The 15482-nt window shown below is 44.8% G+C and carries 11 protein-coding genes; 2 read left to right on the forward strand and 9 right to left on the reverse strand.

The genetic code is table 11. The features are described 5' to 3' along the window. Positions 1-46: 46 nt before the first annotated feature. Entirely contained in the window at positions 47-2527 is a 2481-nt protein-coding gene (locus DYADSP32_RS26690) for a BamA/TamA family outer membrane protein (RefSeq protein ID WP_414618083.1), read from the reverse strand. Here DYADSP32_RS26690 and DYADSP32_RS26695 point away from each other — a divergent pair. Continuing rightward, entirely contained in the window at positions 2527-3276 is a 750-nt protein-coding gene (locus tag DYADSP32_RS26695; RefSeq protein ID WP_149239905.1) for an RNA methyltransferase, read from the forward strand. The genes DYADSP32_RS26690 and DYADSP32_RS26695 overlap by 1 nt on opposite strands. A gap of 144 nt (positions 3277-3420) precedes the next feature. Here the strand turns inward: DYADSP32_RS26695 and DYADSP32_RS26700 are convergent, their stop codons facing one another. From DYADSP32_RS26700 to DYADSP32_RS26730, 7 genes are all read right to left on the reverse strand, one after another. Further along, the gene (locus DYADSP32_RS26700) at positions 3421-4203 is read right to left on the reverse strand and encodes a queuosine precursor transporter (RefSeq protein WP_149239904.1); all 783 of its coding nucleotides are present in this window, start codon (positions 4201-4203) and stop codon (positions 3421-3423) included. 51 nt (positions 4204-4254) lie between these two features. After that, the gene (locus DYADSP32_RS26705; RefSeq protein ID WP_149239903.1) at positions 4255-5499 is read right to left on the reverse strand and encodes a pyridoxal phosphate-dependent aminotransferase; all 1245 of its coding nucleotides are present in this window, start codon (positions 5497-5499) and stop codon (positions 4255-4257) included. A 129-nt stretch (positions 5500-5628) separates the two neighbouring features. Then, positions 5629-6384: a methyltransferase family protein gene (locus DYADSP32_RS26710; RefSeq protein WP_149239902.1), complete on the reverse strand. Its 756-nt coding sequence runs from the start codon at positions 6382-6384 to the stop codon at positions 5629-5631. A 292-nt stretch (positions 6385-6676) separates the two neighbouring features. Beyond that, entirely contained in the window at positions 6677-7522 is an 846-nt protein-coding gene (locus tag DYADSP32_RS26715; protein WP_149239901.1) for a hypothetical protein, read from the reverse strand. 26 nt (positions 7523-7548) lie between these two features. After that, complete coding sequence (locus DYADSP32_RS26720) at positions 7549-9276, reverse strand: SusD/RagB family nutrient-binding outer membrane lipoprotein (protein ID WP_149239900.1); 1728 nt, start codon at positions 9274-9276, stop codon at positions 7549-7551. 23 nt (positions 9277-9299) lie between these two features. After that, positions 9300-12470 carry a SusC/RagA family TonB-linked outer membrane protein gene (locus DYADSP32_RS26725; RefSeq protein ID WP_149239899.1) on the reverse strand — a complete coding sequence of 1057 codons (3171 nt, stop codon included), beginning with the start codon at positions 12468-12470 and terminating at the stop codon, positions 9300-9302. 598 nt (positions 12471-13068) lie between these two features. After that, the gene (locus tag DYADSP32_RS26730; protein ID WP_149239898.1) at positions 13069-13989 is read right to left on the reverse strand and encodes an aspartate carbamoyltransferase catalytic subunit; all 921 of its coding nucleotides are present in this window, start codon (positions 13987-13989) and stop codon (positions 13069-13071) included. 191 nt (positions 13990-14180) lie between these two features. Here DYADSP32_RS26730 and DYADSP32_RS26735 point away from each other — a divergent pair, with 191 nt between their 5' ends. Beyond that, complete coding sequence (locus DYADSP32_RS26735; RefSeq protein WP_149239897.1) at positions 14181-14627, forward strand: GreA/GreB family elongation factor; 447 nt, start codon at positions 14181-14183, stop codon at positions 14625-14627. A gap of 59 nt (positions 14628-14686) precedes the next feature. On the opposite strand, the gene DYADSP32_RS26740 is transcribed toward DYADSP32_RS26735, so the two are convergent. Beyond that, the gene (locus tag DYADSP32_RS26740) at positions 14687-15403 is read right to left on the reverse strand and encodes a YebC/PmpR family DNA-binding transcriptional regulator (RefSeq protein ID WP_149239896.1); all 717 of its coding nucleotides are present in this window, start codon (positions 15401-15403) and stop codon (positions 14687-14689) included. Positions 15404-15482: the final 79 nt, after the last annotated feature.

Here is a 15482-nt window from a genome sequence, read left to right on the forward strand (position 1 = left end):
TGATGAGCAAATGGAGAGGGGAAAGTTCTTTTTTCTGAAAGAAAATTCAGAACGGATAACCAACACCCAGATTTATGTTGAGGAAATTGCTTCTCGTACGATCGAATACGTTGCTTAAACGCTGAAAATTCAATTCATTCAGCACAAATCGTTGAGAATAAGGGTCGTAAACTTTGAAGCCAAAATCGAACCGCAGTACAAAGTAGGAGAGGTCATACCGGATACCAAAGCCAGAACCTATTGCTATCTCTTTAAAAAACTTGTTGGCCATCAGTTTTTGAGACGGATCGTCTGTGGATCGGTTGATATTCCAGACATTACCCGCATCGATAAACAATGCGTAATTAATGTCACCAAAAAAATTCGCCAGATGCCCTCTCCATTCAGCATTTCCTTCGAGGAGGAATTCGCCCGGAGCTTCAATGGATAAGTTATTTAATGTGATCCTGGGTTCTGATGAGCCGGGTCCCAGTCTTCTTGGCAGCCAGCCCCGCACGCTATTGGAACCTCCGGCAAAGAAGTATTTTTCATAAGGGGGTACTTTGCTGTCGCCATAACTGTATACCGCCCCGGTGTTTACCCTCGTGACAAAAGAACTTTTAGCCCCTGTTTTCCAATATTTGCGGTAATCGATATTGAACCGCAAAAACTTGTAAAATTGAAGCTCACCTTGTTTATCCTCAAAGATATTCTTGATGATCTGCTGTTGGCCAGGAAATATATTGAGGGAAGTTCCACCAGACTCCAGTGCAACCCTAAAGTATCTGGCATCCTTGGGTGGGCCGGCGATGGCGTTGGTGTTGTAGACGTAGGTGAAATTTACGCTGGATACAAAGGACTTCTGAAAACTGTTAATCAGGTTATTACCCTGAAGTTGAAGATTGTTCAATAATTCATTAAAACCCGGATCTATGGCCGATGTATTCAGGATATTGAGGTCGATGAAGGAGAGGTTGTACAGCTTTATGGTACTGGGTTGCCACGAATAGCCAAGAGATACTTTGGCATTGGTACGGGTGTACTCGGGTCTGTTCACGAAGTTGAACCCAAGACCTACCTGTGTTCGGGGATTGTACTTTTCTACCTTGGTATGAAAAAGGTGAAAGGGTAACAGCAGCTTGGGAAAAGTAAGGGAGGTATTGGCGTTAATCTCCTGGCTCCGGTTTACCTTGCGACTTCCTACAAAGCCCGGAACAAGCTCGATACCGCCCCGTATACCTGCTTCGAAATTTTCAAGTCCGTTAAAAACGTTACGAATTTTGTAGGAAAGATTGGCAAACGGTCCGGGAGCACCCTGGAGTTGGATCACATTCAGTCCCACATCAGCTGATACCTGATACTTTTCCAAGGGTACTGCTTTGTAGTGCACGTTGAGCAGGTGGTTTGCAGAGTCCAGAGGCGCATTCACAAACCGGAACTGGTCTGTCAACGCAAGCTGGCGCTGGGTATCCCTTTCCTTTTGCTGACTATACAATGCTCCGGGTTTTACCTGAAGTTTACTACTCAAAATATCTGGTGAAAACCTTTTATCGGCGAAAATGTACTTCACGGACTTGAACGTAACGGTGTCTTTCCGTACCAATGAGTCGGGCAGATTCTGAGGAGATTGTACTTCAAAATATACCGAGCCTATATGATATGGAATCAGCTGGTCCTCTTTAACGGGCAGGTCAACCCGGACACTTACATCGACTTTCTTAAATATACTGTCTGTTTTGGCATCAGAGAGGGTGTCATTCACAATGTAGTAAACATACTGCCTGGAAAAGCCAAAATATCCCTGGTTTCTGAGCAATGTTTCAATGCGTATTCTTTCGTTTTCGAACGAATCGCCATCGTACCGTGCGGTTTCCATCAACATGGCGTCTTTTCTGTTGGCAGATAATATGCTGTCGAGCAGTGGGTTTTTAATCTTGTATTCGATCTTATTTAAAATAGTGGGCCGATTCTCTTCGATCAGATATTTGACTCTGATCCGATGCTGAGCGGTGTCTGTGCGGTATCCGACCACATTTTCAAAGAAGCCATTATTGTAAAGATATTTTTGCATTTTATCGGCGTTCTTTTTTACGTCATTTTCTGCAAAATATACCGGAGCTTCACCGAGCACACGCATCCAGAAATTTCCTTCATCCACTCTCCTTTGCGCTTTTGCCAGCTTTTTCAAATAGCGGTTTTGAATCTTTTCCAGCTTTTTTACCGAATTCTGGGGATCGGCTAGTTCTTTCTGATAATTTTGTGTCAACTCAATGACCCTTCGTTGTTTTTCTTCCTTTTTGTAGAAAAGGGCTCCGAAACGATATAATCCAACATACGGGAAAAAAGGTAGGCCCAGAAATCGGCGGTTGGGTTTTTGAGGAATAAGCGCATCCAGATCGGCGTCCGGAATGACACGGTTGCCTTTGAATGAAGAATTTCCAAGGAAATACTGGTTGGGGCCGGTACCTGCTTTTTGGGCACAGCCCATCAGGCCCGCCAGAAAAAGGACAAAGTATCCGAAATAGATAATCCTATATTTGTTATTCAATGTTGTCAAAAAATCGTATAAAATTCATCAATGCGCTGAAAATCAAAAAATTCAGACAAAATTATCAGTCTTTCATTGTTGAAGGATCCAAAAGTGTCCTGGAGTTGCTGCGTTCAGATTTTGAGGTTGAATTCGTCTTGGGCACATCAGACTTTCAGCAAAAATACTCAAGTATTTTATCTCAACATCAAACAACTTTTGAAACTGTTACACTCAAGGAGTTGGAAGGATTAGGTTCTTTTCAAACGAATGATTCGTGCCTGGCCGTTGCCAGGTGTAAAGAAAATGTTTTTTTAGCTGTTGAAAATAAGGAATATGCCCTTGTATTGGACGATGTGCGGGATCCGGGCAATCTGGGGACAATCATTCGGGTTGCCGACTGGTACGGAATCGAAAAGATAATCTGCTCGCCGGATACTACTGATTTTTACAATCCCAAAGTCATTGCGGCGAGTAAGGGCTCATTTTGCCGGGTAAAGGTTTTTTATACAGATCTTGCCGAATACATGCAGCATCATGCGCCAGGTAAAGTTGTGGTTGGTGCTTTTCTGGACGGTCAGTCGCTTTATGAGTATCATTTCCCCGTCCAGGGCGGATTCATCGTCATGGGTAACGAATCCAATGGAATAGGGGAAGGTATGGAGCGGTGGATAACCAACAGGATTACCATTCCCCGGGTGGGATTGGCCGAATCTTTAAATGTGGGTATTGCTACGGCGGTGATGCTGGATAATTTGAGGAGGAAGTGATTGTGAGATGTGAGATGTGAGATGTGAGATGTGAGATGTGAGATGTGAGATGTGAGATGTGAGATGTAAGATGTAAGATGTGATCGGGCTGCAGGTTCGATTAAGAATTACGTTCGCTTTTTAAATTCACTACATTACGGCTTATTAGTCGTGGGCGGCTTTGTGAGATAGTTCATCGGCGTAGGCTTTTCCGAGGTAGGAATCGATTGCGTAGTGAGCCAGATACAGTATTGGCGTCATACAAATGGCTACAATCCCTTTGTACAGATAATTGATTGAACTGACCGAAAAAATCTGTTTTAAATCCCAGTTTCCAAACACGTAGAAGGCAACGGTGATGACCACAAAGCTGTCTATCAATTGAGAAAAGAGGGTGGACCCCGTTGCGCGAAGCCAGATCAGTTTGCTGCCTGTACGTCTCCGGAGCCAGCTGAATACAAATACATCAAGAAGTTGTCCCAAGAGAAAGGCCGTTATGGATCCGATCATAATGCCCATCCCCTGATTGAAAATGCGATAAAATGCGTCGTTGATGTTAAACGTGTTGCCTTGTTTGTCGGTATTATTTACGTCCAGCCAAAACTGGGCCGGGGGTAATTGGGTAGCGATAAAGACGGTAATGAACATGTAAACGATAAAGCCAGCGGTGAGAAAGGAAATTCGTTTTACGCCTTTTCTACCAAAATATTCATTAATAATATCGGATGTAATGAATACGATCGGCCAGTTGATCACCCCGGCAGTCATATTGAAGTCAAGACGTTCACCACCTATCAGTAACTGAGCGGGTGGAATCCCCAGCAGGGTCTCCACCGAGAAAATCTTCATGCCAATGATTTCTGCTATCAGGGCATTGGTCAAAAATACGCCACAGAGAAGTAGAAACAAACGTTGCCGTTTTTGTTCCTGAATCGACTGATTTTCCATTTAGAGAAAGGGTGACATGGGTTGAGCAAACAATAGCGCTTTTTTCTGTGATCAGGCGATCATATCTTCAACAGTTTTTGTCGATAATACACGACGCGTTTCCAGGAAGAACTCAATCTTATCCATGGCCTGATTCAATTCATCCAGTGTAGGCAGGAACACAATCCGGAAATGGTCGTCGGTAATATAATTAAAGCCCGTTCCAGCTACGACAAGTACCTTTTGCTCGCTCAACAAATCATAGACAAACTTTTCGTCGTTTTCGAGCCCAAATTTTTTCAGGTCAATCTTCGGAAATACGTAAAGCGAGCCTTTCGGTTTGACGCAGGTGATTCCGGGGATGGATACCAGCCGGTCATAGATCAGGTTCATTTGTTTGTGTAGTCTCCCGGTAGGCGCTACGAGTTCCTTGATGCTTTGATACCCACCCAGTGCAGTTTGAATCGCATATTGGGTTGGCACATTGGCACACAGGCGCATGCTTGCCAGGAGAAGCAAACCTTCAACGTATGATTTTGCTTTTTGCTTTGCACCGCTTAAAATCATCCATCCCCCCCTGAAACCAGCCGAACGGTAGTTTTTCGATAGGCCGCCATAGGTAACGCAAAGTGTATCATGAACCAGCGACCCCATTGGATAGTGCCGGGCACCGTCGTACAGAATTTTGTCATAAATCTCATCCGAGAAAATGATTAACTTATGCTCTTCAGCCATTCGCGCTATCTTTTGCAGCACATCCTTTTCGTAGACAGCGCCGGTTGGGTTATTAGGGTTAATAAGTACAATACCTTTGGTGCGGGAGGTGATTTTGCTTTCCATATCTTCAAGATCCGGGTTCCAGTCGGCCTGTTCGTCGCAAACATAGTGAACCGGCTTGCCACCACTCAAAGCAATCGCAGCGGTCCAAAGCGGATAGTCGGGCGAAGGTACAAGGATTTCATCACCCGGATTGAGCAAGGCCTGCATCGATAGGAGGATGAGTTCGCTTACACCATTACCGATAAAAATATCACTGATTTCAACATCCTGAATCCCAATGGTCTGGGTATAATGCATGACCGCTTTTCGGGCAGCAAAGAGTCCTCTGGAATCGGAGTAGCCTTGTGCGTTGCGAATGTTCATGATGATATCATGGACGATTTCGTCGGGAGAGTCGAAACCGAATGGTGCCGGATTGCCGATATTCAGGTTATGGATTTTGAAACCGAGGCTTTCCAGCTCCAGCGCTTTCTCATAGGTGGCGCCTCTGATTTCATACTTGAGATTATTAAGGCGCTGACTTTTTAGAAATTCCATGCTATTTCTTTCAATTTTCCCGTCAAAGTTACTAAAAATTTGGAGAGGTTAATGCCCTGCAGGATCGTCGGACAACGTTCTGATCGAATGAAGGAAGTGTTCACCATACAGCAGACATGCCTTACATACTCATCGTCCGGTTTCGGAGGCCAGCATGGTGGTGTTGTTCTTTAATATCTTGAGGGTAAAATAAATGAGGCAACTCGCTATGCAGAGAACCAGCCACTGTTTGTTTCTGAACAGGATGTTGTCGTAAACAATGTATTCGGAAATAATGTCGAACAGGAAAAATAGAATGAATATAGCAGCAAAGCCGTTTTTTTCCTGGCGAAGAATTTTTTTTGTGCTGAACTGCAGGTCAGGGTTATGCCATTGGCTTACCGCCGGAATTATGGCCGGTGTTTTAGCGGCCCATTCTGTAAAACGGGTTCCAAATTTACGTCCGATAAACTGCTCTTCGGCATACATGATTCTTTCATAGTAAAGCCAGTACGCAAGTATGAAGGCTATGATGAACCAGGTGTGCTCAGTGAGCATTGCCACACCCAGCCACATGAAAAAGTTGCCCAGATACAGGGGATGGCGTACAATGGAATACATGCCGGAAGTATTGAGATGATCGGCCACCTGCTCGTGGGTGTTGCGCCCGGAGGTGTTTTTTTGTGCATAACCTACCGCAAGTATCCGGATGGCTAATCCCAGAATGGCCACAGCAAGGCAGATGTATTCATATGCGTTGGACCTGAAATCGGCTGCGTTTGTTTGCGAATTCCACGTTACATACGCTTTGACACTAGCGCCCAGCAGCAAAATAATAATCGGTAGTGTTCCCCGGTATTTGAACAAAAAGTTGCCTTGCTTGTCCAGTTCTTTGATAAGCTCCATGAAGTTTAGGTTAATTAGGCTAGAAAATTTTGGCAATGTACAAAAAACAAATCAGCCTTAAAACCAACTATTTTTGACTAGTAGGAATTTCTCCTATGGTATTCTACTCTGCCAGGAAGGGTATGGTAACAATCAGATCAGACTTTTTGTATACGGGGTAATTTGTATAATTGAAAGGTAATAATTTATTATCACCCAGTGTAGTGGATTATTAATCCTGGTAAGAAATAAATAGGAAAAGCCTTCCCCCACATGCTGGCAGGAGAAGGCTTTTCAACAAGGAAAACGCTATTTACTTTTTGATCGTAAGACCAAATGATCCGAAGCTACCCTGATCCACTGAGTAGGCCAGATTGAGCGTGATACTATTGGCACAGGCATTGATTTCCCCGGTACCTGATACTTTTCCATTGGTGTAACCAATGAATGAAGCTGCGAATACCTGGCTCGGAACTGCAATTTTAGTTGTCTTTGGATCCACAGTTACTTTAATGACTGCATCCGGATCTTCCACAAAGCCCTTAATGGCCAGCACGTTTTCACCTTCGCGGGTCACGGTTACGGGATAGTTGCCTTCCCAGAAGTTTGGATCGTAGATGGTAAATTCGCCCACAAAGTCATCCATGTCCAGCGGGCAAACCACCGGATACTTTATCCTCAGGCTTGAACCAGGGAAATTGGCGACATCTGCTGAATACTGATTATTTGTTTTGGTAAACGCAGGAACGGTAAACCCGCTTTGTGTGATCACCGTTGCGCCAATCTCAAAGTAATCGCCTGGGATTACCTTGGTGATATCCAATCCGAAAAGTTGAGCCAGCTTTGCCGCATCCACGTCAACAGTGGTAGGGAAGCTTGTAACATTGGCTTGCAGCACTTTGGTAACACCGTAATCACCATTTCTGGCCACCACTACATCCACCTGCTTGGGTGCTATATCTTCCGGAAAAAGCATGTCCACAGTAAACTTACCTTTAAAGGCAGTCGGCTCCTGAATGAGCACGTCTGAATTAGCTGCGACGGTAATCTTAGGGATGGGTACCCGCTCAAGGTCGGGCAGATTCCCTTTTCCGTCGGGATTACAGGATGCTGCCAACCACGTCAACAGGATCAGAGATAAAAATTTTATATTTTTCATAATTATTAAATCTAAGCAGTGAATGATTATTTTTTATCCCAGAAAACCTTGAAAGTGGATGGTACCTTTTGGGCGGGGGCCGACGGGTTCACAACGAGCTCATCCGATGGCCAAGGTAGGGTACGTGGGTATGTTCGTGAAAGCTGAACTGGTACCGGTGCCTGTGCACCTGGTAATGCAGGGTTACCGTTAATCGGTGGCTGAGCAAATCCACCTGGTGCCATTGTAGTGTTATTCGGATCAAACATGATCGGGTAACCGGTACGGCGATAGTCGGTATACTGATCCACACTGAACCCGAAGCTGGATATCCATTTCTGGGTCATGATCATTTCAAGCTGCTTAGGTGCTGGTACCGAGTCGAATTTAGCTGTAACGGCCGTGATGTATTTTGTGGCATCGGCTGTTCCCGCCAGTTTGGGCGCCGTGGGAGCTGCTTTACCCGATACATAATCAACCAGTGCGATGGATTCTGTAACGGCTTTGGTATAAACGGCCTTGGCATCACCAGTAGCAAGTCCGGCATTGATAAGCTCTGCCTCAATATACAGACGGTCTGCATAAGTGAGCAATCTGAGCGGCGCAGCTCCGGTTCCACTGGTGGCCGTCACCTTTGCACCCGACTGATCATCAAATTTACCACCAGCAGGATAAACACCCAAAAGGGTCATGGTAGCATCTTGTGAACCGTTACGGTTATTGCCTACAGACCCAAAGTAAATGGAAACAAATCCACCGTCACGATACTCCGTCAGGTTCTGTGCTGTGCTGGTAGGTGTCATTTGCTTGTAGAAATAGTAAGGGATACGCGGATCGGTAACCCCGGTAAACACGGAAGTGTTGTAACCTTTCATGATGGACCAGAACCATGGGCTGATGTAATTGCTTTTCTGACCGGCAGGATAATCTGCGTAAGCGGGGTTACGATCATCCGGGGATATACTGCTACCGTAATTGAACATCAAGCCATCCGCCGTAGAGGCAATAAGCTTGGTTGGAGCTGCCAAAAGTGCCTTAACTTCGGTAGATACGTCCTTGGTAAGGCGGATCTGATTGTAAAGCTTAAGCTTAATGGTGTTAGCCGCTTTTTCCCAACGTGTAATGTTACCTCCATAAAAAAGGTCATTGGTGCCTGGAACAAGTGCGTTGGTAGCCGTTGTGTTTTTGATATCGGCAATACCTTCATCCAATAGTGTTAGAAGTTGGGGATAGATGGCATCTCCTTTGTCAAACTTAGGATATTTGATTGCAGCTTCGGTTGTGAATTTATTGGCTTCTGAAAAAGGTACATCACCATAAATATCAACCATCAGGCTGTAAGCATAAGCCTTAATGATCTTGCCAATCCCAGCATATTTCAGGTTGCCTGCTTCTTCAGCCTTTGCGATCAGAATTTCAGCGTTTTGAAGACAGCCGACGTAATCTGGTGAGGACTGCGCTTGTTGCGGGCTATACATTCCTTTCCAGGATCCGTTGATATTGAATTCCGAACCTGTGGCTCCGTATTGATCGGGAGTTTCCCTTTGTGTAAGCTGATGCGTGTACACAGCCAACACTGTACTGATACCCCTGGCGCTTCTGGCGTCGTTGGTATAGCCGATCACCGCTGTTAAGCCTCGTTCTGCACTAGGTAGAAGCTGGTCTATTGAAATGTCGGTAGGATTGTTCGGGTCTGTATTGATATCAAGGAAATCCTTGGTACAACCCGATGCCATAATAAGTACGGCGAAAATATAGAAAATCGATTTTTTCATTGTTCTAAAGGTCTTTGTGTTAATTAAAACGTAACTCTCAGGTTTACACCAAATCTTCTGGTGGTAGGAGCCGCTGATAGTTCGATACCCGAAACATTGGTCGATCCAAAGCTTGCTGCTTCCGGATTGAAATTGGTATACTTAGGCATGTTAGGAGCCAGGTACCAAAGGTTTCTGCCACTTACTGAGATGTTTACGCCACCAATCGGCGTTTTTGCAAACAGCTTTTTCGGTAAGTCATAGCCCAACGATACTTCTCTCAACGTCCAGATTGTTGCGTCATAGATCTGCATATCAGTAGTCGAGTTGATTGCGAAAGTCTGTCCAAAATACAATCCGTTGGTACTAACTGCTGTTGTGTTCCGAACTTTCTGACCGTCTACCAGGATTGGTTCACCGGTGTCAGCATTTCCATAGTAGCCTGGGATCACCCAGCTGGTTTCCCGGTCTTCCGTATCTTTTGTAACCCCTCTTCCCAGAAGTGACGTTACGGTTACGGAATACATATCCCCGCCTTTTGTATAATCAAGTAACGCATTCAGAGATAGTCCTTTGTAGCTTATTCCTGTACTGAAACCCATTTTGTAGTCAGGGTTAGGGTTGCCCACTACGCCTGGCTCCAGGGCAGGGATCAATTCACCCGTAGTTGGGTTGATCAGCAGATTGCCTTCGCTGTCACGTGCACTTTTGGTACCATAGAGGGCGCCGTAAGGCTGATTAATAAGCCCTCTTTCAGGATCATGAATGGCAACAGGCTTAATATCCGTAAGTACACCCGCAAGTTCAATCAAAGTAACGCCCGGCTTAAGCTCTTTAATGATGCTTTTGTTCTTGGTATAGATCACATGGAAGTTCCATTCAAAATCTTTAAACTGTAACGGAATAAACTTAAGGTCTACTTCAACACCCTTGTTGGAGATGACCCCAAAGTTGTCATATGTTTCATTAAATCCAGTCGATGTAGGCAATGTTATCGGAGCAATCTGATTTTTGGATAGGCGCTTGTAAAGTGCTACATCCAATCCCACTCTCCTTCTCAATACCCATACTTCTGCACCAATCTCCTGATCGGTGGTGAATTCAGGTTTTAGATTTGGGTTGGCAGCAGATGGATAAATCGATGCGCTAGAGCTTCCGTTAAATGGCGTATTTACATTGTAAGTGTTCAGCAAAGAATATGGATTGGCATCCCTGCCTACCTTCGCTACGCTCGCCTTCAGTTTGGCGTATACAGTTTCTTCTGTTACATTCAGCAATCGTGAAACATTTACAGCCAATGAAGCACTTGGATAAAAATAACTTCTGTTTGCTGTTGGCAGGGTTGACGACCAGTCATTTCTACCGGTGACAGTAAGGAAGGCGATGTCGTCATAGCCTACGCTAACTTCTCCAAATACACCCCAAAGTCGTCTCTGCACGTAGTTCGATCGATCCGCAACCTGTGTTTTGGTATTTGGTAAGGAATAAATACCTGGTGCCACGATCTGATTACCGGTTGTAAGCTGATCGCGGTAATCGCGGGCATTTACATTGTGCCCAACGAATGCTTTCAGGTCAAACTTGCCAATCGGTTTTGGGTTGAAATTGATCAGGAAGTTCGATTCTACCTCTTTGTTGGTATAATTGGCTTCTTTGATAACACCAAGGCCACCAGAACCACGTGAGCCCAGATCCACAACCTCGCGGCGGAACAAGCTGTACTGATTAACCCCTATGCGGTAACTTGCACTTAGCCATGAAGTGATATCGTATGCCATACTGATATTACCCGTAGCACGGTCGTTGATAGAGGTGGTGGTGTTGTGTTTCCATGCCCACAGCGGATTGTCGTACTGGGCGCTGTTGGTAGATACGGGGTATCCCCTCGCATCTTCATAAGGGAGTCCGGCGATATTCCAGTGACGACCCAGGAACAACGTCCTGGCAAAAGAGGATGAGGCGCCATCTACCTGGTTTTCACCAAAAATACTACCTGTCTGATTTGTGTGAGAATAACTAAAGTTTCCACCCAAAACCAAGCCATTGTTTAATTTAGTATTACCACCCAAGCCGATACTTCCTCTGTTGAAGCCAGAATTGGGTACATATCCAGAGTGTTTGAGGAATGACATCGTTGCGCTGATGGACGATTTATCATTACCGCCCGTTACGTTTACCGAGTTGTCCCACACTTGTCCTGTCCTGAAAAGGTCTTTTACGTTATTTGGAACTGCCTGATAGGCTATTTTACCACTCTTTGGAAACGAGCCAGGAAATGCAGTTAAATAATTAGGCCATGCTGCAACGGAGTCAACAGAACCAAATTTAGATCCCCAGGATCCATTGGCATTGGCATATATAAAGGACGAACCTGTTCCATACAAATTCTGATAGTCAGGGAGATTGGCTATGGTTTCTGTGGCAAACGAACCTGAGTAGGTTACTTCCATACCTTTTCTTCCAGGACTTGAACTGCCTGATTTGGTGGTGATGACGATGGCTCCGTTGGAAGCGCGCGATCCGTAAAGTGCTGCTGCGGCGGCACCCTTAAGCACGTTCATGGAAGCGATGTCGTTAGGATCCAGGTTGGAGAGCCCGTTACCATAAGCACCACCACCGGAAGTCTGGCTAGAGGTAGTTACCTGTGTGTTATTATATGGAATTCCATCCACAATAATCAACGGTTCATTACTTCCGAATAAGGATGTGTTTCCGCGTATATTGATCTTCGTTGCAGCACCGGGTGTTCCCTGACCGCTCCTGATATCAACACCGGCTACTTTACCCATCAGAGACTTCAATGGATCCGGCTCGCTCTTACGGACCAGCTCCGAGCCGTCCACCCTCGCTACCGAGTATCCGAGCGCTCTTGCATCACGTTTGATACCCAGGGCCGTTACGACCACCTCCTGAAGCTGGCTAATGTCATTTTTTAATGAAACATTAAAAACGGAGCGGTTGTTTACAGGCACTTCCTGCGTTTGGAAACCGATGAAACTGAAAACCAGCGTGCCACTAGCCGGTGCTTCGAATGTAAATTTCCCATCACCATTTGTAGTGGTACCTCGGGATGTACCTTTGAGCGCAATACTCACTCCGGGCAAAACCGAGCCGTCTTCGGCGGTTACTGCTCCTGTCACTGTAAGATCTTGCCCACTAACTTGCATACTGCAGAGTATAAAAGCCGAGAAGCAGAATAATAGAATCTTCCTCATACTTGATTAGAATTAGGGATTTGTTATGTTGACATACTGTTGCAAAATTAATTATTAGTTTAACCATTACAATGTTTTTTTTCATTGATCCAAAATAAAGTTCTGCGATTAGCCATTTTGAGTTAAATTTTATCAATTAAAAAGCGGTTTTTTGCCAAATTTTCAATTATCGAAATTGTCATAAAAATGCCTTAATATTAAGTTAATGTTAACTCAACCATGGATTGGTTGAGTTTTTTTCAAGAAATAGGTCTAATAATTAATTTGTCTTTTTCGTTTTCAGGAACGCTTGTAGAGGTTCTTTGTGAACTGTCTAAATTTAAAACTTTAGGGGCGCTATTTTTTTCAGGTTGATACGGTAGAATTTTTTCTTGGAAAGTTTATAACAAATTAGATGACAGGCGGTTGTCAGAGGGTATTACCTATGGCTTAAACCAATTACAACTATTTGATGAGCGTAGAAGTTGTCGGGGTGGAGAAGGAAGATGAGTAAGGCAGTCGATTTGTAGACAGCTTAAAACGCTGCACATTGCCGGGAGAAATCCCTTGGCCCAATTATTGTTGGTCGGGCTGAAATGCGAACTTGCTTCGGTTAATGCTACTGCTGCGCCAGCAAATAAAGCACGGCCATGCGCACGGCAACTCCATTTTCTACCTGATTCAGGATGATGGAATGAGAGGAGTCGGCTGCGTCGGAAGAAAGTTCTACACCCCTGTTGATCGGACCCGGGTGCATCAGCACGATTTCGCGGTCCAGATCGTCAAGCATACGCTTCGTGATGCCAAAGTAAAGGGAATACTCCCGGAGCGAGGGGAAGTATTTGATCTGTTGTCGTTCAAGTTGAATGCGCAGTACATTGGCCACATCACACCATTGCAGCGCCTGCTTTACGTCATGGCCAATTTTTACGCCCAGGTCGGCCAGGTATTTGGGGATAAGCGTGGAGGGGCCACACACCATGACCTCTGCACCCAGTTTCTGTAAACAAAAAATATTGGAGAGTGCCACTCTGGAATGCAGGATGTCGCCAATTATGGCAATTTTTTTGCCGGTAAGATCTCCCAGTTTTTCTCGCATGGAAAATGCATCCAAAAGCGCCTGAGTGGGGTGCTCATGGGTTCCGTCGCCAGCGTTGACCACATTGGCCGGGATACGGCTGGACAAGTAGTGCGGGGCACCGGGACTGCTATGGCGCATGACAATCATATCGACCTTCATGGCCAGAATATTGTTGACCGTATCCAGCAAAGTTTCGCCCTTTTTGACCGAACTTCCAGAGGCCGAAAAGTTTACTACATCTGCGGAAAGTCTTTTTTCTGCCAGCTCAAAAGATAGCCGGGTACGGGTCGAATTCTCGAAAAAAACGTTGGCAATAGTAATATCCCTTAAGGAGGGGACTTTTTTAATGGGTCGGTTAATTACTTCCTTAAACTGCGTTGCCGTATCTAAAATGGTGTTGATGTCGTTCTCGTTCAGATTTTTAATGCCAAGTAAGTGCCTAACCGAAAGTTTTGTCATTGCAGATGTGTAAGAAAGTTTTGCAAAGATAATAAGGAAGTGGTCAACCTGAAAATCAAGAATAATTTAAAAATGCGTGAAAAGGTTTGTGGATTGGATTCTCAGGCAAAAGTGGAGCAGCAGAAAATTGGAGAGGAATCGATAAAAATGTTCTAATTATGCAAACTTATTAAGAACCGGATTTAAAGAAAATGAATAAAATTGCGCTGATCGGATATTTGAAGGAGTTGTTGGATGAGCGACTACAGGTGGCCTGGGCGGCCATGGAGGCAGCTCAGGAATCGGCCAATGACCAAAGTAAAAGTTCAATGGGAGACAAATACGAAACTTCCAGATCGATGGGGCAGCTGGATCGGAATATGCATGCCCGGCAGTATGAACAAATACGGCAGGAGAGACTGATTCTGGAGAGAATAGGAGTGGGCGAACTACCCGAACGCGCCGCAGTTGGATCGCTCATAGACACCACAGCGGGATGGTTTTTTATTTCGGTCAGTCTGGGACGGTTGCAATTTGAGGCAACAGACTTACTGGCTATTTCGTCGGCATCTCCCGTTGGTATTTCTCTGTTAGGGAAGAAAAGTGGCGATAAGTTCCATTTTATGAACCAGGAGCACGAGGTCTCAGGCTTATACTGATTGGATAAAAAAAAGCCCATCAGGCTGTGGCATGATGGGCTTTATCGCGTTTTATGAATTTATCCCATATTGTGGAAAACTTTCTGAACGTCGTCGTCATCTTCTATTTTTTCAATGAGCTTTTCTACCTCGGCAACTTCTTCGTCCGACAATGTTTTGGTATCGTTAGGAATCCGCTCAAAGTCAGCTTCAACGATCTCGAAGCCATTTTCTTCAAGATAATGCTGCAGTGTACCAAAGGAGGCAAATTCACCATAAATATTGAGGAGATTCGTTTCCTCGTCGATAAATACTTCCTCGCCCCCATAATCGATGAGCTCAAATTCCAGCTCTTCTACATCCTTTTTACCGTCGTTTTTAACTTTGAAAATGCATTTCCGGTCAAAAATGAAATCAAGCATACCACTCGTCCCCAGGCTACCACCTAGTTTGTTGAAGTAGCTGCGCACGTTTGCTACTGTACGGGTAGGGTTATCGGTTGTGCTCTCTACTAGGATGGCTACGCCATGAGGCCCATATCCTTCGTAAACCATCTCTTTATAATCATCCTGATCTTTGGATGTGGCCCTTTTAATTGCCCTTTCAACAGTCTCTTTTGGCATGTTTGCGGCTCTTGCATTTTGAAGAAGCACGCGGAGTCTTGCGTTGGTATTCGGATCGGCGGTTCCATTTTTTACCGCAAGAACAATATCCTTCCCAATTCTCGTGAATGTTTTCGCCATTTTATCCCAACGCTTAAACATCCTGGCCTTTCTATATTCATAGGCTCTTCCCATGCTGATTTTTACTATTTTGGTTTATTATTAATTAAAAATGCTTGTGCTCTTCCGGCACAAAATTGCCTAAATTTTTTAT

It is taken from the genome of Dyadobacter sp. 32, from assembly GCF_902506755.1.
Classification (GTDB): Bacteria; Bacteroidota; Bacteroidia; order Cytophagales; family Spirosomataceae; genus Dyadobacter.